This window comes from Paenibacillus sp. JL3B1040, from assembly GCF_057063165.1.
On the sequence record NZ_CM169317.1, the window covers coordinates 2,022,037 to 2,044,021 of the forward strand.

Below are 21,985 nucleotides of genomic sequence, written 5' to 3' on the forward strand. Positions count from 1 at the left end.
TAGAATTTTTGAATGGCTGCTCCCATTTTTTGTAACCGGGTCGATGGCGGCTTAAACCTGCTCCTCTGCTTTTTGGTTACATTGTGCCTTGTTCCGCCTCCGACCCGATTCCCTTCAGCATCTCTTCAAAGCGGCTAACTTGAACGGACGACAGGCGGTCGGTATTATGCACACTGTAAATATACCGGGACGCCCGGTGCCCTGGAATCGGGAGAGTATGCAGCCAGCCCTGCTCCCGCTCCCGGCGTACAGCCATTCGCGATATAAATGAAATATGGTGTCCTAACAGGACCAACTGCTTGATCGCTTCGAGGGAATCCAACTCCACGGTGCTGCGCAGCCGCACGCCGTGCCGGCGGGCCCATTGATCCGTTAATTGCCGCGTGCTCGAATCGGCTCCATGAAGGGCAAACGGCGTGCGGGCAATCTGTTCGGGATCAAGCGTGTCCGATTGGGATAGTGGATGAGCGGCGGCGCAGACGAGCACCAAATTATCGGAACACAAAGCTTCCGCTAACAGGCTCTGCTCGGTGAAGGGCTCTGACGAGATAATCCCGAGATCAAGCTGATGGCGGCTGAGCATCTCCCGGATCACGGGCGAAGGCTTGACGGACAAGGAGATGCGAATGCCGGGAAATTCCCGTGTATAAGCGTTCAAAATGCGCGGAAGCAAGTAGGTGGCAGGCACATAACTAGCGCCGATGTGCAGCGTGCCGCGATACAGGCTGTCGTATTCTCTGACCACGCGCTTTGACTCTTGGGCTAGAGCGTTCATTTTGACGGCGTAGTGCAGCAGGGCCTGTCCGGCTTCGGTGAGAAAGGTTTTGCCGCTGCGGGATTCAAACAGCTTCACCTTCATCTCTTCCTCCAGAGACTTCATATGAAATGTAACCGTAGGCTGCTTAATGCCTAAAATTTCCGCGACGAGGGTCATATTATGATGGCGGTCGATCAGTTCCACAATTCGTAACTTCATCAGATTCACGGTTCAACTCTCCTCTATCGGTTTCCTTAATAGACATCCATGCTGCTCGCAGCACCCTAAGATCATGAAAATTAGGAAGCCCTTGCAGGATAGATGCCTCACTATAGATTTAATCTATGAATATCAACAGAATTCAAACAAAAAGTTAATTCCGTGTTTACATCCGTCTAATACAATGCTTGAACGCAACCGTTACACTAAAAACAGCTTAAAAAGAACAGGCAGGGATCGGCATGGAGATTGAAATACAAGGGATCCATAAATCGTTTGCAGGCACCCCCGCGCTGCTGCCGACCGATTTGACACTGCGGCAGGGCGGGTTCACCACGCTGCTTGGGCCGTCCGGCTGCGGCAAAACAACCCTCCTGCGCATGATTGCCGGGCTGGAGCAGCCTGACGGCGGGGAGATTTATGCGGCCGGCAAGTGCATCTACTCCGCAAGAAACCGAGTTGACGTAGCTGTGCATAAGCGCCGGTTCGGGATGGTGTTTCAGGATTTTGCGCTGTGGCCGCACATGACCGTGTTTGAAAATGTCGCCTTCGGCCTAAAGGCCGCGAAGCAGCGCGGCGGTCTTAAGGAAAAAGTAACCGAAGCGTTGGCTATGGTCAGGCTGCAGGGAATGGAGGACCGTTACCCCCATCAACTGTCCGGCGGACAGCAGCAGCGGGTCGCTTTTGCCAGAGCGGTTGCGATTCGCCCGGCTTTGGTGCTGTTTGACGAGCCGCTGAGCGCGCTTGATGCCGTACTAAGGGAGGAAATGCGGGTCGAAATGATGTCGCTCGTGAAAGACATGGGGCTAACCGCGCTGTACGTCACCCATGATCAGTTGGAGGCGATGTCGATGTCCGATGAAATCGTGGTGATGCGTAAAGGCGAGGTGCTGCAGCGGGGAACTCCTGAAGCGGTATATAAAAGACCGGGTCACCCTTTTGTCGCTTCGTTCATCGGCAAGTCAAACTGGCTTGAGCCGGAGCGCGCCATGGTCCGTCCGGAGCAGGTGCAATGGAGCAGAAGCTCGGAGGATGACAGGAGAGTTGCGGCAACGGTCCGGCATGTCAGCTATGTCGGCGAGCGCTACGAGGTCCGGCTGCAGGTGGACGGGCTGGAGGAATGGACGGCGTATTCGCAGGCAAGAATGGCTGTCGGCGAGCGCGTCGAGCTTTACGTCTCCCCGCAGTCCATTTGCTGGATGCAGGGAGCCGATAGGCATATTGAACAGCGGCAACATCCAGATCTTGAGCCGGTAGCATTAGGTTAACGAATAAGGGAGATGATCTAAATGAAAAAAAAGACATTGCGGAAAAAGGGGGCGCTGATGCTGCTGGCGTCTCTCATGAGCATCAGTATGTTCGGATGCGGTAGCGCGCCAGGAGGGGGCCAGTCGGCCGAGCCTGCCAGCGGACAAGCCGCACCTGCGGAAGAGGGGAATGCCGTTGGCGGAAAGCTTGTACTGTACAGCGCAGGTCCGCAGAAGCTGGCGGATAACCTGGTCAGCGGTTTTGAAGCCAAGACGGGAGTCAAGGTTGAGATGTTCCAAGGAACGACAGGAAAAATCCTGGCCAGACTGGAAGCGGAGAAAGGAAATCCGGTTGCGGATGTCGTCATTCTGGCTTCCCTCCCGTCGGCGCAAGCACTGAAAGCGGATGGACTAACGATGCCGTTTCCGGACGCAGTAAACCGTGACAAGCTGAATAAAGAATGGTCGGATGCGGACGGGCACTATTTCAGCACAAGCGCATCGGCGCTAGGTATCGTCTATAATACAAATCTGGTATCGAATCCGCCGCAAAGCTGGAGCGATCTGGGACTGCCGGAGTGGAAGGATGCCGTAAACATTCCGGACCCGACGTTGTCAGGCTCGGCCCTTGACTTTATTACCGGCTATTTAAGCGTGAAGGGCGAGGCTGGATGGTCCCTGTTTGAGAACTATAAAGCCAACGGCGTGGCGATGGCAGGAGCGAACCAGGAAGCGCTCGATCCGGTCATTACCGGGGCCAAGAGCATCGTCGCGGCCGGCGTGGATTATATGACGTATTCGGCAAAAGCCAAAGGCGAGCCTGTGGACATTGTATATCCTGCGGAAGGAACGGTAGTTAGCCCTAGGCCGGCAGCCATTTTGAACTCCAGCCAAAACGTGGACAACGCCAAAGCTTTTATCGATTACCTGCTGTCCGATGAAGCGCAGAATTTTGTTGCAAAAGCGCATCTTATTCCGGGCCGGGAAGACATCGAGGCTGAGGGGCGGACGAATCTGAAGGATATTCCGCTTCTGCCTGTGGATTGGACATGGATGAATGATCATGGAGATGAGACGGCAGCGCGTTTTTCCGAAGTGTTTAAGTAAGCGTCAAGAAGCATAGGAAGGCAATGTGAGGTGAGCAGCAGTGAAACCTGTCTTCAAAGGCAGCCCTGGCTTCTTTCGCAATATCGGAATTATACTTGCTTTACTTCTGCTTGTTATAGGCATCGTCATACCGCTGCTGCTGATTTTTTGGCAGAGCGTATTTACGAAGCGGGGCTTGGATCTGCTGGCGCCGCTTCGAACGATTGCCGGACACGATCTGTCCGGTGTGCTTTTTCACACGGTGTGGCTCGGGATCTGTGTGGTGGCGGGGACAACGCTGTTAGCTCTGCCCCTGGCCTGGATCATGGCGAAGACGCGGCTAGGCCGGCATCGCTGGATCGATGTGGTGCTCCTGATTCCGTTCATGACCCCTCCCTATATCGGCTCGATGGGCTGGATTCTGTTTATGCAAAAAGGCGGTTACCTGCAGCAGTGGTTGCCGGGAAGCGCGGTATTAAGCGACTCCTTCTTCAGCTTCGGGGGAATGGTGCTGATCATGTGTCTGCATTTGTTTCCGTTCCTGTATTTGCTGCTGCGCGATGCGATGATTCGCATCGGCGGCAATCTGGAAGAGGCGGGGGCGGTTCACGGGGCAAGCAGCGGATACCGCTTCAGGAAAATTATGCTGCCGTTGCTGCTGTCTTCGTACGGCATGGGCACCATGCTGATCTTCGTCAAGACGATAGCCGAGTTCGGCACACCTGCGACGTTTGGCCGGCGTATCGGTTACTACGTGATGACCTCGGAGATTCACAAGTATATTTCCAGCTGGCCGATCGATTTCGGGAAAGCAACCTCGCTGGCCTCGATTCTGCTGTCCGTCTGTCTGGTAATGTGGTATATGCAATCCGCCGTGAGCCGGCGCTTTACTTACCGCTTGGTCGGAGGCAAAGGTCAACGCTCCTCAAGATATGCTTTGCGCGGCCTGACAGGCATAGCGTGTGCAGTATATCTGGGTCTGCTGCTGGTGTTTTCCGTAGGCATACCTTACTTTTCGGTGATCGCGGCCTCGCTGATGAAGCTTCGGGGAGCGGGCTTGTCTTGGGACAACCTAACCTTGGAGCATTACCGGGATCTGTTGTCCTGGGGTTCGGTTAGCCTGAAGGCGCTGGGAAACAGCCTGGGCTTGTCGCTGGCCGCATCCACGATTGCGGTGCTGCTCGGCACCGGCTTCGCCCTGGCGGTCGGGAAATCGCAGAGACGGACACAGCGGGTTATTGACTTGTTCAGTTTATTGCCAAACACCGTGCCAGGCATCGTGATGGTGGTCGGACTGATTTTGTTCTGGAATTCGCCATGGCTGCCGGCGACCTTGTATAACACCTACGGGATGGTCGTGCTTACCTACGTAGTGCTCTTTCTCCCTTACACGGTGCAGTATGTGAAGGCTAATTTTACGCAAATTGACGGAACTCTTTTTCAAGCGGGTCAAGTATTCGGAGGAGGCCCTTGGCTGATTCTGCGGCGCATTTTGCTCCCGCTGATTGTGCCGGGGATGCTGGCGGGTTGGATCATGACGTTTACGATCTCGGTACGGGAACTGGTCGGTTCTTTACTGATCCTGCCTCCTTCGATGCAGACGTCCGCCACGTATATATTCGCTCAGTTTGAACAGGGGCAAGTATCGCTTGGCATGGCGATGGCTGTCGTATCCGTCGGCATGACCGTGGTGCTGCTGCTGGCGGTTGAAGCGCTCAAAACTAACGGAAAGTGGAATGCATCATGATGAAGCTCAAAGTTTGGGGCGGCGCCGGCGAACACGGCCGCTCCGCTTATGTCTTGAGCGGCAGCAGAATCCATCTGCTGCTGGACTGCGGCGTCAAAAGAGAAAGCGCCGGGGAGTATCCCCTGATGGAACCGGATTTGGTTCCCCGGCTGGACGCCGTGTTCCTGTCCCATGCCCATGAAGATCATTCCGCAGCGATCCCGATGCTGTACCGGCTAGGTTATCGAGGGGAAGTATGGACGACCCGGGAGACCGCGGCCCAGGCGGAGTCTTACTTTGAGAGCTGGCGGGCATTTACGAAGCGATCGGGGGGACCGACGCCTTACGAGGAAACGGATTATCAAGCGATCCGCTACCGATTCCTTGACGAAGCGGCTGCCAAGCTGACGTGGTTTGAAGTTGTCCCCGGCGTCGAGGCCATGTGGGGGCGAAGCGGGCATATGGCCGGATCGGTGTGGCTCTTGATCCGGGCCGAGGGCAAGGAAATATTTTATTCCGGAGATTATACAGCCGAATCTCTGCTGCTGGAGAACGACAGCCCGAGTGAGGTGCGGAAGGCGGGGGCGCTCGATTCGGGAGGAAAGACCGCTAACGAATGGGCTCCTCCTTCCGAAAGCTATGCGGACTTGGCTATTATTGACGCAGCTTACGGCACGGATGCGGATGCTCAAGCCGCCAAGCTGAAGCTGTTGGAGAAGACCATTAGCAGCGTACTGCAGCAGGGCGGCAAGGTTCTGCTTCCGGTACCGGCGACGGGCCGGGGGCAGGAGATGCTGCTGTGGGCATACCAGGCTTATCGGGATACGCCGATTGTCATCGAGCGGGGCCTGCTAGGCGGAATGGAGCGGCTGCTGCGCCGCCCCGAATGGCTGCGTGAGGTCGATGACCATACGGGCCGGGATATCAAAGGCCAGGTCGAAAGCTTCCTTCGGCGAGACGATCTGCTCGTTCCGGGGAGCGAGGGGAATCGAACCTATCTGCTTAACAAGTTGGACGCCTCAATATGGTTTATAACCGACGGCATGATGCAGTCGGAGCTCGCCCGGCGGTACTATGACCATTTACGCCATGATCCGAAGCATCTCGTATTGCTGACCGGGCATGTCTCCAAGGGAACCTTCGCCGAACGGCTGCTGCGGCAGCCGAATGCATACGGAGCTTGTGCCATAAAAAAACTGAAGTATAAAGTGCATCAAGGCTGCGAGGATGTCCGGCGGATGATGTCGGCCATGCCGGCGCGGCATAACGTGCTCGTTCATGCTGCTAAGGAAGAAACCGACAGGATGCGCAGCCGACTGCTTGAGGAGACACCGCCGGGGCATCATCCAGTGCAGATTCATTCGTTGTCCGCCGGGGAGGAGTTGCGGTTTTAATAATCGGACCGGACAAGGCTTTAGCCTTGCCGGTCCGATTTACATTGGTTAATAAGTTGGTACCTTGAATCACCACAACTGGATTTGTTTTCTTCTGCATTTAAAACAGAAGCCTATGATTTTTACGCAAAACTCAGGAAGCGTGAGCCCGTTTATTCACGAGCCGGCACATCGCCGATCAGCTTCCACGGACCCCACTCTTCTGTCGTTCCCGGTTCCTGTCCCCGGGTCCACCACAGGGCTTGCCAGAACTGCCCGTTGTGCACAACGATTTCACCTTCGGTATAAATTCTGACGGGATTCGGGTCCCAGTCTTTTTTCGTAATATAATAATCCAATGTCCGAAATTCGTTGGGGGACATCACCGGCGAAATTCCGGAAAAGTTAAATTATTTAATTTGACGGCAGGGATCGCGCTTACTCCGCAATAACCTCCTGATTTTTTAACACATTGACTTTATAATTCATGCCCCATTCATACATGGACTCCAAGATCGGCATCAGGCTTTGGCCGTGTTCGGTGAGCGTATACTCCACTTTGGGCGGAACCACGGGATACACCTCGCGATGGACAATGAGATCCTCCTCCAGCTCCCGCAGCTGATTAACGAGCATTCGCTGGGTAATTCCGGGGATGAGGGAACGGAGCTCGTTGAACCGTTTGGTTCCTTCCTTGCCAAGATGCCACATAATGAGCATTTTCCATTTCCCTCCAATGATATGCAGGGTCAGCTCCTTTTCGCAGTTAAACGTTTTTTCATCAAATCTTCCCACGTTATCTCACCTCCAATCCCATCCTACCACACGGTTCCCTATTTGACACTATTCCACGAAAGAGGGAGTACGGTATACTTCGGGTCACTAGGTGCTAACTAGATGTGTATAGTTATTTTCAAATCACTATATGTGTTTAAAGTGCGTACTTACATCGTTTGCGGTTCGCGGTTATGATGGGCTTACGTACACCACATTCTTAATCATGGAGTGATAATAATGGAATTGCAATTGGCGCTTGATCTTGTCAACATCCCCGAAGGCAAACAAATTGTCGCCGAGGTGCAGGAACATATCGATATCGTGGAAATCGGAACCCCTGTGGTCATCAACGAAGGTCTGCGCGCGGTCAAAGAAATGAAGGAACAGTTCCCGTCGTTAAAAGTGTTGGCCGATTTGAAAGTGATGGATGCCGGCGCTTACGAAGTGATGAAAGCCGCGGAAGCCGGCGCGGATATCGTAACCGTTCTGGGAGCAACGGACGACGCTACGATCCGGGGCGCTGTGGAAGAAGCCAAAAAACATAACACGAAAATATTGGTGGATATGATCAACGTAAAAGATATCGAAACCCGCGCCCGGGAAATCGACGCATTGGGCGTGGACTACATCTGCGTTCATACCGGTTACGATTTGCAGGCGGAAGGCCAAAGTCCGTTTGAACAACTGCGGATCATCAAGAGCGTCGTGAAAAATTCCAAAACGGCGGTGGCCGGCGGAATTAAGCTGGAAACCCTGCCCGACGTAGTCAAGGCCAATCCCGATCTTGTCATTGTCGGCGGAGGAATTACCGGACAGGCCGACAAAAAGGCCGTGGCCGCAGAAATGCAAAGATTGGTCGCTCAGGGGTAAGAAGCGGATGGATACCGTGCAATACGCCGCAAAAATTATCGAAGAGCTGCAACATGCCGTCTCCTTTATTCAGGAAGCCGAAGCAGATCGGTTGGCGGACCGTCTGCTTCAGGCCGATAAAGTGTTTGTGGCCGGCGCGGGCCGCTCCGGGTTCATGGCGAAATCGTTTGCCATGCGGCTGATGCAAATGGGCCATAACGCCTATGTCGTCGGCGAAACGGTAACCCCAAGCATCGGCAAGGGCGACTTGCTTGTCATCGGCTCCGGCTCCGGAGAGACGAAAGCGCTGGTCAGCATGGCACAAAAGGCGAACACGCTGGAAGCCGGGGTGGCGCTCGTCACGATATTCCCCGAATCCGCCATCGGGAAATTAGCCGATGTGATCGTGCGCCTGCCGGGCTCTCCGAAGGATAAGGAGATTAACCGTTACAATACGATTCAGCCTATGGCCTCCTTGTTTGAACAAACGCTGTTGATTTTTTATGACGCGGTCATTTTAAAATGCATGGAACGCAAAGGAATCACGGACAGTGAGATGTACGGCAGGCACGCAAACCTGGAATAACGCCGCAAAGCAGGTCGTCCATAGGTACGACCTGCTTTCTTTAATTGATAGGCGATACCTTAGAGGATGCGGGAAAGTTTGCGGTAAGCGCGCGGCGATATCCCTTCATTGATGTGAAATAAACGGCTGAAATAGTGAATATCCGAATACCCCACATGAGCTCCCACCTCTTCAATCGTCCAGTCCGTATCCCGAAGCAGCTTGCATGCTTCGCGATGCCGGACGGTACGCAGGAACTCTCCGGGAGGCACGCCGATGATCTGCCGGAACAGCTTCGCGGCATGATCCACGCTCATCTGCAGTTCAGCGGCAATCCGCGGATTGGACCAATTCTCCGCAGGAGCGGCGTCCATCCGCTCCGCCAGGCGCTTGATGCGTTCCCCATGTTCCGAGACTCCGGCGATCCGGCGGGCCATTTGGGAACGCAGCAATTGCGCAAGAATCTCCAGCATCAACCCCTTGCATACCAGCTCATACCCAAGCGGACGTCTGGCAAATTCATGGATGAGCTGTTCCATCGCCTGTACGCATTCCACGGACGGCGAATAGATGGGATCGGCGGAAAAGTATAGTCCGCGGTCCGTTCCGGTCGCCGGCTCTGCGGCAAGTTTGTCCCAAACCATTTCCTCCTCGGGGGCCAGCAAGTCCTCCTCCTTTTGAATCGTAACCTCGCCGAAAAAATCAAAGTGAATCCCCATCAGCTTGGCCTCGGGCTCGGAAACGATTTCGTTTTGGTGATAGACCCCGGAAGGCAGAAAAATAAGTTGGCCGGCCGAAAGCAAATAACGCTGCCCGTTCATGGTCGTGGCCATTTCCCCGTGGCAGACATAAATCAGCTCGAAATCGTACAGCCTCCTCACGGGAAAACGACATGGAGGGAGCGTCTGGAATTGGGCGTAATGGATGCTTGGCGACCAGGTCGCGAAGGGCGCGTTTCGCGTTTTTGGCGATAAAAAACAATGCTCGCTCATATGAAAAACCTCCCTATCACGGAATAAGATAAAAATTAACTTTTTTCGCTAAATAAATTAGTTCCTTAAATCAATATAATAAGGCTATATACAGAAAAATGAGACATTATATTTATGGTATCATTCAGACGGAAAAATGCAAATTGGAGGAATGGCGATGAAGAAGGGGATTAACATCTGGTCCTTTCGTGAAGGGACAACCATTGCGGAAAGCGTACGCCTGGCCAAGGCGGCCGGATTTGAAGGGATTGAGCTGTCCTTGGATGAGGATGGGGAGCTTAATCTGCAGACGACGGACAAAGCAGCCGGCCAAATCCGTCGGCACGTGGAGGAAGCGGGTCTGGAAATCGCCGGTCTGGCTACCGGTTTGTATTGGTCTTATTCCATGACCAGTGAACAGGAGGCTGTCCGGAGCAAGGCGACCGATATCTGCAAGAAACAATTGGAGCTGGCAGCTGCGCTCGGGGTCGACGCGATTTTAGTGATTCCGGGGGCGGTCGGCGTGGACTTTATTCCCGGCTCCGAGGTGGTGCCCTACGACAAAGCGTACGACCGCGCTTTGGAAGCGATCGGTAAACTGGCGGTAGAAGCGGAGAAGGCGGGCGTCTCCATCGGCATCGAAAATGTGTGGAACAAATTCCTGTTGTCGCCTCTGGAAATGCGCGGTTTTATTGACGCCGTGGGCTCGCCTTACGTCGGTTCGTATTTGGATATCGGCAACGTGCTGTACGCGGGGTATCCCGAGCATTGGGTGCGTATCCTGGGTTCGCGCATCAAGAAGGTCCACTTCAAGGATTATCGCCGCGAAGCCGGCGGGCTGCATGGATTCGTAGACCTCTTGGCCGGTAATGTCGATTATCCCGCCGTCATGGCCGCGCTGCGCGAGGTCGGCTACACCAATTACGTCACGGCCGAAATGATCCCGCATTATGAACATCATTCCGAACAGATCATCTTTAATACCTCGGCGGCGATAGATGCCATTCTCGGGCGGGGAGGGGCTGCGCAATGCTGAAAATTGGATTGGTTGGCTTCGGGTTTATGGGCCGGATGCATTTTGACAATTATGTTCGACTGATGGCCGAAGGGGAGCCGATTGAACTTGTGGCCGTCTGCGACCTGATTATCGACGAATTGAAGCACAGCAAAGCGAACGGCAATATGGCGACGGGGCGGGAGATTTATGACCTGTCTGCCTACCGGTTATATGATCATTTGGAGAAAATGCTCGCCGCGGAGCAGCTCGACATGATCGATCTTGCCGTTCCCACCTATCTGCATGCGGAAATGGCGTGTTCCCTGCTGGAACGCGGGTACCACGTATTTTGCGAAAAGCCGATGGCCCGGTATTCGGCCGATGCCCGCCGCATGGCCGAAACCGCCAAGCAGCACGGCAAAAAGCTGATGATTGGACAGTGCCTGCGCTTTTGGCCGGGTTATGAGTACCTGAAAGAAGCGATTGAGGAAGGACGTTTTGGCCGACCGACGGCCGGTTATTTCTACCGCGGCTCGGGCGCGCCGAAAAACTGGTTTCTCACGGAGGAATTAAGCGGCGCTGCGCTGCTGGATATGCATATTCACGATTCCGATATGATTCAATGGCTGTTCGGAACTCCGGAGAGGGTATCGACGATCGGGCGCAATGTCATCCCGGGCAGTGGCTACGACATCGCGTCTACCCACTACGTCTACCCGGACGGCAAGGTGATCCATTCCCAGGTCGACTGGACGCTGGAGGGGGACTTCGGTTTTTATATGGGATACCGGGTTAACTTTGAACGGGGCAACATCGTCTTCGACGGCAGCTCCGTCACCGTAAATCCCAACGACCAGCCGGGCTTTAAAGCGAAATTGCCCTCGGATGACGGGTACTATCGGGAGTTGAAGCATTTCATTGGGGCGATTGTTCAAGATCAACCGATCGTCATTTGCACGCCGGAAAGCGCCGCCGATTCGGTGGCGCTGGTCGAGGCGGAACAGGAGTCGGCGAATGCCGGCGGGGCCTGGGTTAACCTGAAGGCATAGATCAACACACGTTGTCCGGACGCTTTGCATGATTATCCCCTTTGATCAGATAGCAGAAAAATGGCCAAGAACTCCCTCGCTTCCAGACCTATAGCCCCCTGAACGAAAGGGATAATCGTGCTAAGACGGCATGAGGGAAACCAAGGCGAATACTTAACTTCATGACGAAGATACAACGAGCCACCGTTTGAGGTGGCTCGTTTGTCATCGTTTGCGGCTTTTGAAGAGCTAAGTGAGTCGGAGCAAGATATATTTTGCCAATTATTTAAATTTGCAAATATACAAAATGCGGTGATAGGTGTAAAATGACAGTACTTGAGGCTGCTGGCCGAGCATTTAGCCCAGGTACAACACAATTTGTGAATAAATGTGCAAAGTTGCGGGAGGCGTCTCAAGTAAAGCAGGCACATGGCTATGCCAATTGATATAGAACACATAGGGGAGATGGAACAACCATGAGATTTGGGGCAACCGGAAGAAGAATGATGCTACTGTTGGCGTTGGTGCTTGTCGTCAGCATCCTGAGCGTGGCGTGCGGAAGCAAGACGAATCACGCCGGCACAGGCGGCGAAGGCAATGCAGTGGCGGCGCAGCCGGCCGGAGACGCGCGAGGCGGAGACACAGCGGCGGAGCTGCCGGAGCTGTCATTGGGCCTCCTGCCTTCGATCGATGCGATTCCGTTCATTATAGCCCATGAACAGGGCTTTGATCAGAAACGCGGGGTCTATCTGAACATCCAGACCTTCAAAAGTGCCAAAGACCGCGATGTCGCGTTTCAAGCCGGTAAGGTTGACGGGTTAAGCGCCGATCTGGTCGCTATTTCAATCTATAATGAAGCGGGGCTGAACGTCAAAATCACCAGCACGACCTTCGGGGAATTCGATCTGCTGACCGGCAATGACGAAATTCGGGACGTGAAGGATCTGAAGGGCAAAACCGTGATCCTGTCGAAAAATACCTCCACGCAGTACACGGTTGCCATGATGCTGAAACAAGCCGGTCTGACGGAGGAGGATATCAAAGTAACGGAAGTGCCGCAGATTCCAACCCGGCTGGAGCTGCTGAAAAACAACAAAGCGGACGCTGCGGTTTTGCCGGAGCCGTTCGTCACGATGGGGAAAGCGTCCGGCTTACGCGTGCTTAGCTCCACGAATCAGGCTCAGGTGAACCCGTTCGTGCTGGCCTTCCCGCAAAGCGCGATCGATGCCAAGCCGGAAGCGATCCGCGCGATGTACGCGGCCTATGACGATGCGGTAGCGTACATGCAAACCCACGACCAGAAGGATTACATCGATTTGGTGATCAAGGAGGTCGGCTACCCGGAAACGGTGAAGGACCAAATTGAGGTGCCGGCTTACATCCCGGCCAACCAGGTCGATGTTAAGGAAGTCGAAGCGGCGTTTGCCTGGGCCCGCGAGCAGGGTCTGCTGAGCCGTAACCTCACCCCCGAAGAAGTGATCTCCGATGTCCAGTTCAAGTAATAACGGGCTAACCGTAAAGGAGCTTGAGGTCGAGTATAAGAGCGGGGAATTGGCGCTGGGCCGGGTGGATTTCACTCTGCCGGAGCATGGGATCTACACCATTTTGGGACCTTCGGGGAGCGGAAAATCCACGCTGCTGCGTGCCGTGTCCGGCCTCCTGCCGGATTATCGGGGCGAGCTGCTGTTCAATGGGCGATCCTTGCGCGGACAGGATATTTTGATTGGCCTGGTGCCGCAAAATTACGGCCTGCTGCCCTGGAAGACGGTGAGGGCCAACATCAGGGTGGCGATGAAGATCGCAAATCCGATGGGGCGGGACAAGCAAGCCCGGGAGGCCCAAATTGACCGGTGGATGTCTGCGATGGGCATTGCGGAGCTGGCGGAACGTTACCCGTTATCGCTGAGCGGGGGACAGCAGCAGCGGGTGGCCATTGCGCGGGCGTTTGCGATTATGCCGTCCATTTTATTGCTGGACGAGCCGTTCTCTGCGCTGGATGCCCTGACGCGGGAAGCGCTGCAGCAGTTGTTCCTGGAGCATTGGCGGGACAATCCCGCCACAGCGCTGTTCGTGACGCATGATGTGGATGAGGCCGTTCTGCTGGGACAGAAGATCATCGTACTCCCGTCCAACAAGCGCGAGGCGCCGGAGATCATCGAAAATGAGGCGGTATTCGGGCTGGAATACGAGGAGAAGCGGGCGAGCAACGCTTTTTTTGACCAGATCAAGAGAATCAGAAAGGTTATGCAGACGAAATGGTGAATCAACGGCGGCTTATTTATATATTCCGATTATTGCTGGTGTTCCTGGGGATAAACGCGGTATGGTACGCGGCGTATTTGCTGGTGAATCATCCGATCTTGCCCGGTCCGTCGGAAGTCTATCGGGCCATGGGACAGCTCGGCGGAAGGGATGTCGCGTTGAATGTCGGCTACAGTTTGATGCGCATTTTTGCCGGTGTCCTGCTGGCGCTGGTCGCCGGTTTGCTGATCGGACTTCTGATGGGGCGTTCGCCGCTCTGGAATAAACTGCTGGACCCGGTGGTGTATTTGACGTACCCGGTGCCGAAGATTGCGCTGCTCCCGGTGGCGATGTTGTTCTTCGGGCTTGGCGAGACGTCCAAGATCCTCATGATCATGCTGATCCTGCTGTTCCAGATTATCATTTCCGTTCGGGACGGGGTCAAAGCGATTCCCGCGAGCGCCTATGAGGTGCTGACAACCATCGGCGCCGGGGCCGGCCAGAAATTTTGGCATATCACCCTTCCCGGCGCGTTGTCCGTGATCCTCAGCACCATCCGCATCTCGCTGGGCACGGCGATTTCGGTCCTGTTCTTCACGGAAATCTATGGCACCGAGCATGGCATGGGTTTCTTTATTATGGACGCCTGGCTTAGGCTCGATTATCCGCAAATGTACGCCGGCATCCTGCTGTTCAGTCTGGTCGGCTTCGTCCTGTTCCTGCTGGTGGACTTGCTGGACTACCGTTTCATGAAGTGGCGGAACAATTGAATTAAGGGCACTTTATGCGGAATCCGCAGAAGAACCCGAATATTGACATGCGAACGCATGTTTGTTACGATCCTTTATAGGAATATGACTTTGCACAGGGAGGTACACAATGTCCGAGGATAGACTGGATCGCATCGAGGATATGCTCTCTCAACTGATTGGGATGGTTGGCAAGGTGGTTACTGAACAGCAGAGTATGAAGGCAGACATGGTCGTGATGAAATCAGATATGAACGAATTAAAGGCGGACGTGAATGAATTAAAGGCAGACATGACTGTGATGAAAGCGGACGTGAATGAATTAAAGGCGGATATGACTGTGATGAAAGCGGACGTGAATGAATTGAAGGCGGACATGACTGTGATGAAAGCAGACATGGATGATATGAAGGCGGATATGGACGAATTGAAAGGTGTTGTCCATTCTGTAGACGAGCGGCTGGCGCGGATCGAATCGGAGCCGGCTAACGTTCCCGAGACCATGAGGTACTTGATGAACAAGACCTCGGAGCATGATCGCGATATTTTTTTATTAAAGGAAAAAATTCTATAAATTCTAGATATCCAACAAATCGAGTCAAGTTAGCATTAACCTACATCTGTGCCTAGCAGATGTTTTTTTATTTTTCTCAAAGTAGTATATTTTGAGGTTGCATTATCTACCAAAATTAAGTAATCTATGTCATGTAATGTAATAATATTACAAAATATAAAAATTAAAGTAAATGAACCAACGAGGAGGAATGTATTGTGAAGAAATCATGGGTTTTCTTTATGGTGTTGGTCATCGTTTTATGTTCCCTTCCACAAGCTCCGGCAAGTGCTGCGAGCGCTCCGCCTCCAACCTGGCAAGAGCACTGGTTTGAGCATAAGGAGCTGCTCAAGCTGGCTTACTACAATGATGAGGTGGCGGTTTATGTAGATGAGGATATCGATCCGAATCAAATTGGCTGGATTCATTCTACCGCCGCCGATGTATGGAGATATACCAAGCAAACTTATGGCCCGATGGGCGGGGATGGTCGGCTTTATGTCGTTGTCCATAATAAAAAGTATAGCGGCGGCCACCCAGGCTACGCTTATAACGCCGACCACGACTACCGCAATGTCATCGACATCGGCGGCTCCGACTTCAAAAGTCCAAGCGGCTGGAATTTGGATATCCTGGTTCATGAGGTGGCCCATATCGTGGAATTCGCGGCCAATGACACGAAGGGTTCCCCAGCCTTCAGACTGTGGGGAGACAGCAAGTGGGCCGAAATTTATCAATATGATGTTTATAAAGCATTAGGATTAAACGGCGAAGCTCAGCGAATTTACAATAGCTTCTCCAGCAAGGCGGAAGATTTCCCGCAAGCAGGAACCTACTGGTTTAAAAACTGGTATTATCCGATTTATAGCAACTACGGGGAAAATCAAGTGCTGACGAGATATTTCCAGTTGCTGGCTCAATACTACCCCAAAAATTCATCCGGTCAGTATACGAGAAATATGAACATGGGCGAGTACGTGCACTTTATGAGTGGCGCGGCTAAAGCTGATTTAAAAGCTCTGGCCGTCACTGCCTTCGGCTGGCCCAGTGAATTCGAAAGCCAATACCAGGCAGCACGCCGAGAATTCCCTCAAGTCACCTATGGGGAGACGATCTCGGAGGGGGCCATCTTCTACGGAAATGCCAACTACGGGGGGTATGCCGTAACGCTTGGGGCGGGCTCTTACAACTACAATGAAATGGTTGCGGCCGGTATTGCCAACGATACGCTTTCTTCGTTGAAAGTGACTCCCGGCATTAAGGTCACCCTCTATGAACATTTGAATTTTGGCGGTGCGCAAATGGTGGTTACGTCGGACGCTGCATCTCTCGGTGATTTTAATGATAAGACGTCCTCCCTCAAGATTGAAAGAATACCTGTCGTTTATAGGGATGCCAATTACAAGGGAGCCGCTGTCAGCCTGGATGTTGGCAGTTATAACGTAAGTGATCTTGTCGCTAAGGGAATCCCTAACGACTCCATCTCTTCCCTAAAAGTACCGAGCGGCTACAAGGTTACCCTTTATGAGCATGGGGATTTCCAGGGAGCAACCAAAGTCTTGCTGGGGGATACTTCCTATCTCGGTAACGACTTCAACGACAAGACTTCTTCCATAAAAGTAGAGAGGACCTCTTAATATCGCGTCATGGGTTACGGGAAACTATGAGTCTTTCATGGTTTCCCTTTTTTTATTTCATATTAAGAAAAGCAACGTACCGTTTAAAGAACGGGACAAACCTTGGTCGTGTGCGGAAACACTATGTGCGGAAACCTATTGACGTGATCTAGACGACATGGTAATATTTCACCGAACAACTAACATGTCAGTAATGGAAATGGCATGTTAGTATGTTAGTTGCCGTTGTTTTATTCCTATTTTTTTGAGGAGGGCATTTTGTGGATGCAGCCAATGTTGTAATCGGTTTCATGATGGTCCTGTCGTTTTTTGGGCTCGTGTGGTACTGCGTGAAGGGGTATAACCTGATGGTTGGCTTCTTTATCATGTCGGTTCTATGGACAGCGATCGCTTTGATCGGCAACGCCATTTCGCCGAACTCCATGATGGAGGGACAGACCTGGGTTTCCGTGCTGACGAATGTGTTTCAGACGGGACCCGAAAACTATGGCAAGGCCATACTTGTAAACGTTTTCTTCGGTGCGTTCTTCGGCAGAATCTTGATCGACACCGGCATTGCCGCCACTTTAATTCGCAAAGTGGTGGAATTGGGCGGAGACAAACCGCGAGTGACCATGTCGCTGCTCTGTATTGTGACAGCCGTGATTTTCACCTCCATGACCGGCATCGGGCCGGTGATATCCATCGCCGTCATCGTCTTGCCGATCATGCTGTCGCTCGGCATTCCTTCGCCGATCGCCCTATTTTCCTTCATGGGCTCCATTATGGCCGGGATATTCGGAAATATCGTGAACTTTAAGCAATATCAGGCCTTCTTCGCTACCGCCAACGAAAGCTATGCCAGCTACGATTATAACGACTATTTCACCTTCGGCATGATCGCGATGGGCGTCTCGCTAATTATTGTGCTCGTTGTGGCCAACCTCGCCATGAACACCAAGAAGCTCTCCCGCGCCTGGGCGGCGGAGACGCCCGAAGAGCAAAAAACCAGCGATGCGCCGGCCATTTCCTGGATTGCGATCATCCTGCCGGTCATCGGCGTGGTCCTGTTCAAAATTCCGATTATTTTCGGATTTATTTTTGCCGGCCTGTTCGCTTTGCTGACCTGCGGCAAATTAAAAGGCGGGTTCGCCGGCATTTGCCGCATGCTGTCGAAGCAGTTTGCGGACGGGGCGATCGATGTGGCGCCTATGATCGGGTTCCTGCTGACGCTCGCCATGTTCAATAACGCGGCTACATATGCTTCCCCTTATTTTAAAATCCTGTTCGGCGGAGTGATGCCGCAGACGGCGCTCTTGCTCTGTATCGTATTTGCCGTCTTAACGCCGCTCGGCTTCTTCCGCGGACCGATGAATCTGGTCGGATCGGGGGCGGCGATTCTGGCCGTGGTCGTAGCGACGGCCGCCTGGCCGGTGCAATTCTTGTATCCATTATTCGCCGTGACGACGGTTGCGCCGCAGCACTTGGACGTGACCCAGTCCTGGGTCGCCTGGGGCTTCGGCTACACGAAGGTGCCGGCCAGAGATTACATGAAGATGTCCATTCCTACGGGCTGGATCATCGGGATTATTCTTTGCGCCGTCGTGTACGTGATGTACGGCAGTTTGGTTTAACAGAGCAGCCGGCTGCCGCATTTGGGGCGGGAGCCGGCGATTCGGATTGGAGGACAAACATGAGCAGAATGATTCGCATGGGGATTGACGTAGGAGGGACGCATACCAAAGCCGTGGCCATCGACAACGACACCCACGAGATTATCGGCAAATCGTCCGTGAAGACGACGCATGACGATGTTCGGGGCGTGGCCGCCGGGGTCGTAAAATGCTTCCAAAACTGTTTGACGGAGAATCACATCCGGCCGGAGGATGTCGTGTTCGTCGCGCACAGTACGACGCAAGCGACCAACGCGCTGATTGAGGGCGATATCGCCCAGGTCGGCATTATCGGCATGGGCAAAGGCGGATTCGAAGGTTTTTTGGCCAAAAAACAGACGAAATTGTCCAATATCGATTTGGGGAACAACAAGCAGATTCAAATTTACAACCGCTTTATCAATGTCAAAAAAATAGAAAAGGAAACCGTGCTGCAGGTCATCGAAGAGCTGGAACGGATGGGAGCGCAGGTGATTGTCCCGTCCATGGCCTTTGGCGTCGATCACGGCGGACCCGAGCAGCTCGTGTATGAGGAAGCGGAGAAAAAAGGGCTTCCCACCACGATGGCGTCCGATATCACGAAATTGTACGGGCTGACCCGCCGCACCCGAACGGCGGCGATTAACGCCAGCATTCTTCCCAAAATGCTGGATACGGCAAATTCCACGGAGCGATCCGTTCGGGAAGCTGGCGTGCACGTGCCCTTGATGATCATGCGCGGCGACGGCGGGGTCATGGAGATCAGCGAAATGAAGAAGCGCCCGATTCTTACGATGCTGTCCGGACCGGCCGCTTCGGTCATGGGCTCTTTGATGTATTTAAGAGCCTCCAACGGGGTGTATTTCGAGGTGGGCGGCACGACAACCAATATCGGCGTCATCAAGAACGGCCGCCCGGCGATCGATTACTCGATTGTCGGCGGTCATCCCACTTATGTCAATTCACTGGATGTGCGGGTGCTCGGCGTGGCCGGAGGATCGATGGTGCGCGCCGACAAAAACGGGGTGATTGACGTCGGTCCGCGGTCCGCGCACATCGCCGGGCTTGATTATGCGGTATTCACCGATCCGGCCAATATCAAAGGGCCCAAGGTTGAATTTTTCTCGCCCAAACCCGGCGATCCGGCGGATTATGTGGCGATCCGGCTGGAGAGCGGCGAGCGGGTGACGATTACGAATTCCTGCGCGGCCAATGTGCTTGGACTAGTGAAGGAAGAGCACTTTTCCTACGGCAATGCGGAAGCGGCGCGGAAGGCGATGCAGGCCCTGGCCGATTATTGCGGCACGTCGGCCGAGGATATCGCCGAGCAAATCATGGCGAAGGCGTATGCGAAGATCGAACCGGTCATTTTGGCGTTGGCGGAAAAATACAAACTGGAGAAAGATCAGATTTCGCTGGTTGGCGTCGGGGGCGGGGCGGCTTCGCTGATCGTCTATTTTGCGGACAAAATGGGGCTAAAATACAGCATTCCCGAAAACGCCGAGGTCATCTCTTCGATCGGCGTCGCTCTCGCCATGGTCAGGGACGTGGTGGAGCGGATCATTCCGTCGCCGACCAAAGAGCAGATCGGCGCCATCAAAATGGAAGCGATGAATAAAGCGATTCAAAGCGGGGCGACGCCGGAGAGCGTGGAAATCCATATCGATATCGATCCGCAGACGTCGAAGGTCACGGCGATCGCCACCGGTTCCACGGAAGTGAAAACCAATGAGCTGCTGAAGGAGTGCAGCGAGGAGGAACTTCGGGAAATCGCCGCAAACGATATGCGGATTCCCGTCGATCGGACGCAATTGCTGGAGAAGACGCGGTATTTTCATATCTTCGGCGAACAGGTCGACAAAGCGGGAGACGCCGGCGCCATCCGGATTCTGGACAGCAAAGGATTCATCAAAATTCAACGCGGCCGCGCCATGGCCATCAAGACGACCGCCGGCGAGTATTTGCGCGCCGTGAAAAAACTGTGGGAAGACATGGCCGTCTACCGGACGGAGCTGATTGCCCGGCCGGACTATTATTTGTGCATCGGCGCGCGGGTGATGGATTTTACGGCATCCGAATTTGAACAATTGGAGCTGCTCATGGAGATCGAAGTGTCCACCTTTGAACCGGATACGGAGATGATCGTGATCGCCGCCAATATGAAGCAAAGTTGACGTGCCGAAAGGGAGGGGAGCATGCGGGAGCCGAACCGGTTGGAAGATAAGCTTGGGACGTTGTTGCGGGTGGACGACGACACTTGGGGAGCGTATGCCTTATCCAGAGATCCGCTAAGCCGCCGGATCCGGCCGAGACAAACCGCGGAGCTGACGTCCAAAGCGGCGCTTTGCGGCAAACAATACGCCCGGCGTATGATCGAGGAATACGGCTGTACGGATGTACGCCGGCTTGCCGAAAAACTAAAGTTAAAGATCGAGCTCAAGGAAGTCTCCATGACGGGAAAACGCCTCCTGTTCGCCTGCTATACGCCGCCGGACAACATCGTCATGATGACGGAACCCGCGCGCCGGGCGGCGCAGCGGGTGTCCGAGGAGGCAGCGGGTTTGGTTGATCTATTTCGGCAAGATGATATAATGAATACTATCTTGGGGCATGAAATTTTTCATGCTGTGGAAGATCGGTTTGCAACCGAAATTTACACGCGAACCGAGAAAATTCGCTTATGGCATTTTCTCGGGTTCAAGAACTATTCTACGATCCGCGCTTTGAGTGAAATCGGCGCCATGGCGTTTACCCGGGAACTGAACGGACTGAACCATTCTCCGTTTGTTCTGGATTATCTATTGTATTGGAGTTACGATTCTTCCGGTGCGGAGAGCATCTATCGTGATGTTTTAGGAGTGAGTTCGGGAAGGTGTAGGGAAGCCGTTGAAGATGATGAATAACAGCAGTTCATTGAATGACGTAACTTACAATAAAATCAAAGAAGACATTATGAATATGACGTTGGAGCCGGGCATGGATGTGAGCGTTCAAAAGCTGTCCGAACGTTACGGCGTCAGCCGGACGCCGGTGCGGGAAGCCGTCGTGCGCCTGCAGCAGTCCGGGTTGGTGGAAATTTATCCGCAGCGCAAAACGGTGGTATCCAAAATCGATTTGCAGCGGGTGCGCGAGGAATGGTTTATTCGAACTTCGCTCGAATCCGCCGTGGTGGATGAATTCATCCGCAAGTGCAGCGAGCTGGTGGCGGACACGCTGCAGGAATTGATCAGCAAACAGAAGAAATATATGGACAAGAAGCATTTTATCGAATTTTATCATAAGGATAACCGTTTCCATCAGCTTATTTTTGAGACGGCGGGGGAGTCGCTGGCCTGGGATACGATCGAATCGGTAGCTTCCCATTACAATCGTATCTGTCTGTTGCACGGCAAGATGGAAGGCGCTCTGCCCTCCCAGATCGAGCAGCACGAAAGTATGGTTGCGGCCATTCGCCGCCGGGATGCGGGAGCTCTGCGCCAAGCCGTGACGGAGCATTCGGGCAGCCTGCTGGAGCAGGTGAACCGCATGGCCAAGCAATACCCGCAATTTTTTTGAAATCCAGCGGAAATTAGGAACCGC

At 53.6% G+C, this 21,985-nt stretch carries 21 protein-coding genes; 17 read left to right on the top strand and 4 right to left on the bottom strand.

The genetic code is table 11. From position 1 onward, the window contains the following. Positions 1-76: 76 nt before the first annotated feature. Positions 77-976: a LysR substrate-binding domain-containing protein gene (locus tag ACZF99_RS08995; protein WP_483610974.1), complete on the bottom strand. Its 900-nt coding sequence runs from the start codon at positions 974-976 to the stop codon at positions 77-79. 242 nt (positions 977-1,218) lie between these two features. Here ACZF99_RS08995 and ACZF99_RS09000 point away from each other — a divergent pair, with 242 nt between their 5' ends. From ACZF99_RS09000 to ACZF99_RS09015, 4 genes are read left to right on the top strand one after another with little or no spacing between them, the layout of a single operon-like run. Next, on the top strand, positions 1,219-2,244 hold the full coding sequence (locus tag ACZF99_RS09000; RefSeq protein ID WP_483610976.1) for an ABC transporter ATP-binding protein: 1,026 nt from the start codon (positions 1,219-1,221) through the stop codon (positions 2,242-2,244). Positions 2,245-2,265: 21 nt separating this feature from the next. Further along, positions 2,266-3,330 carry an ABC transporter substrate-binding protein gene (locus ACZF99_RS09005; protein WP_483610978.1) on the top strand — a complete coding sequence of 355 codons (1,065 nt, stop codon included), beginning with the start codon at positions 2,266-2,268 and terminating at the stop codon, positions 3,328-3,330. A 40-nt stretch (positions 3,331-3,370) separates the two neighbouring features. Beyond that, a complete protein-coding gene (locus ACZF99_RS09010; protein ID WP_483610980.1) occupies positions 3,371-5,056 on the top strand; it encodes an ABC transporter permease in 1,686 nt (561 codons plus the stop codon). Then, positions 5,053-6,429, top strand: coding sequence for an MBL fold metallo-hydrolase (locus ACZF99_RS09015; RefSeq protein ID WP_483610982.1), 1,377 nt, complete (start codon positions 5,053-5,055; stop codon positions 6,427-6,429). Before ACZF99_RS09010 ends, ACZF99_RS09015 begins: the two co-directional genes overlap by 4 nt. Before the next feature lie 152 nt (positions 6,430-6,581). On the opposite strand, the gene ACZF99_RS09020 is transcribed toward ACZF99_RS09015, so the two are convergent. Beyond that, positions 6,582-6,767 carry a carbohydrate-binding protein gene (locus ACZF99_RS09020; RefSeq protein WP_483610984.1) on the bottom strand — a complete coding sequence of 62 codons (186 nt, stop codon included), beginning with the start codon at positions 6,765-6,767 and terminating at the stop codon, positions 6,582-6,584. Between the two features lie 79 nt (positions 6,768-6,846). After that, positions 6,847-7,203: a transcriptional activator HxlR gene (gene hxlR, locus ACZF99_RS09025; RefSeq protein ID WP_483610989.1), complete on the bottom strand. Its 357-nt coding sequence runs from the start codon at positions 7,201-7,203 to the stop codon at positions 6,847-6,849. Positions 7,204-7,422: 219 nt separating this feature from the next. Here hxlR and hxlA point away from each other — a divergent pair, with 219 nt between their 5' ends. Both hxlA and hxlB read left to right on the top strand, forming a co-directional pair. Beyond that, a complete protein-coding gene (gene hxlA / locus ACZF99_RS09030; RefSeq protein WP_483610991.1) occupies positions 7,423-8,055 on the top strand; it encodes a 3-hexulose-6-phosphate synthase in 633 nt (210 codons plus the stop codon). Between the two features lie 7 nt (positions 8,056-8,062). Next, complete coding sequence (hxlB, locus tag ACZF99_RS09035) at positions 8,063-8,620, top strand: 6-phospho-3-hexuloisomerase (protein WP_483610993.1); 558 nt, start codon at positions 8,063-8,065, stop codon at positions 8,618-8,620. Between the two features lie 59 nt (positions 8,621-8,679). Here hxlB and ACZF99_RS09040 read toward each other — a convergent pair whose 3' ends face one another. Further along, entirely contained in the window at positions 8,680-9,591 is a 912-nt protein-coding gene (locus ACZF99_RS09040) for a helix-turn-helix domain-containing protein (protein ID WP_483610995.1), read from the bottom strand. Between the two features lie 157 nt (positions 9,592-9,748). On the opposite strand from ACZF99_RS09040, the gene ACZF99_RS09045 reads away from it, so the two are divergent. From ACZF99_RS09045 to ACZF99_RS09095, 11 genes are all read left to right on the top strand, one after another. Next, positions 9,749-10,606 (top strand): sugar phosphate isomerase/epimerase family protein, encoded by an 858-nt coding sequence (locus ACZF99_RS09045; protein ID WP_483610997.1) that lies wholly within the window; start codon positions 9,749-9,751, stop codon positions 10,604-10,606. Continuing rightward, positions 10,600-11,616, top strand: a complete 1,017-nt coding sequence (locus tag ACZF99_RS09050; protein ID WP_483610999.1) for a Gfo/Idh/MocA family protein — start codon at positions 10,600-10,602, stop codon at positions 11,614-11,616. Before ACZF99_RS09045 ends, ACZF99_RS09050 begins: the two co-directional genes overlap by 7 nt. 455 nt (positions 11,617-12,071) lie before the next feature. Further along, positions 12,072-13,097, top strand: coding sequence for an ABC transporter substrate-binding protein (locus ACZF99_RS09055; RefSeq protein ID WP_483611000.1), 1,026 nt, complete (start codon positions 12,072-12,074; stop codon positions 13,095-13,097). After that, positions 13,081-13,857, top strand: a complete 777-nt coding sequence (locus ACZF99_RS09060) for an ABC transporter ATP-binding protein (RefSeq protein ID WP_483611002.1) — start codon at positions 13,081-13,083, stop codon at positions 13,855-13,857. The genes ACZF99_RS09055 and ACZF99_RS09060 overlap by 17 nt, the downstream gene beginning before the upstream one ends. Further along, entirely contained in the window at positions 13,851-14,606 is a 756-nt protein-coding gene (locus ACZF99_RS09065; protein WP_483611004.1) for an ABC transporter permease, read from the top strand. The genes ACZF99_RS09060 and ACZF99_RS09065 overlap by 7 nt, the downstream gene beginning before the upstream one ends. 109 nt (positions 14,607-14,715) lie before the next feature. Continuing rightward, complete coding sequence (locus tag ACZF99_RS09070) at positions 14,716-15,159, top strand: hypothetical protein (RefSeq protein WP_483611006.1); 444 nt, start codon at positions 14,716-14,718, stop codon at positions 15,157-15,159. Between the two features lie 197 nt (positions 15,160-15,356). Next, complete coding sequence (locus tag ACZF99_RS09075; protein ID WP_483611008.1) at positions 15,357-16,775, top strand: beta/gamma crystallin-related protein; 1,419 nt, start codon at positions 15,357-15,359, stop codon at positions 16,773-16,775. Positions 16,776-17,035: 260 nt separating this feature from the next. Continuing rightward, positions 17,036-18,388, top strand: a complete 1,353-nt coding sequence (locus ACZF99_RS09080) for a citrate transporter (RefSeq protein WP_483611010.1) — start codon at positions 17,036-17,038, stop codon at positions 18,386-18,388. A 59-nt stretch (positions 18,389-18,447) separates the two neighbouring features. After that, positions 18,448-20,580: a hydantoinase/oxoprolinase family protein gene (locus ACZF99_RS09085; RefSeq protein WP_483611012.1), complete on the top strand. Its 2,133-nt coding sequence runs from the start codon at positions 18,448-18,450 to the stop codon at positions 20,578-20,580. A 21-nt stretch (positions 20,581-20,601) separates the two neighbouring features. Then, a complete protein-coding gene (locus tag ACZF99_RS09090) occupies positions 20,602-21,309 on the top strand; it encodes a hypothetical protein (RefSeq protein ID WP_483611014.1) in 708 nt (235 codons plus the stop codon). Continuing rightward, on the top strand, positions 21,299-21,961 hold the full coding sequence (locus tag ACZF99_RS09095) for a GntR family transcriptional regulator (protein ID WP_483611016.1): 663 nt from the start codon (positions 21,299-21,301) through the stop codon (positions 21,959-21,961). Before ACZF99_RS09090 ends, ACZF99_RS09095 begins: the two co-directional genes overlap by 11 nt. Positions 21,962-21,985: the final 24 nt, after the last annotated feature.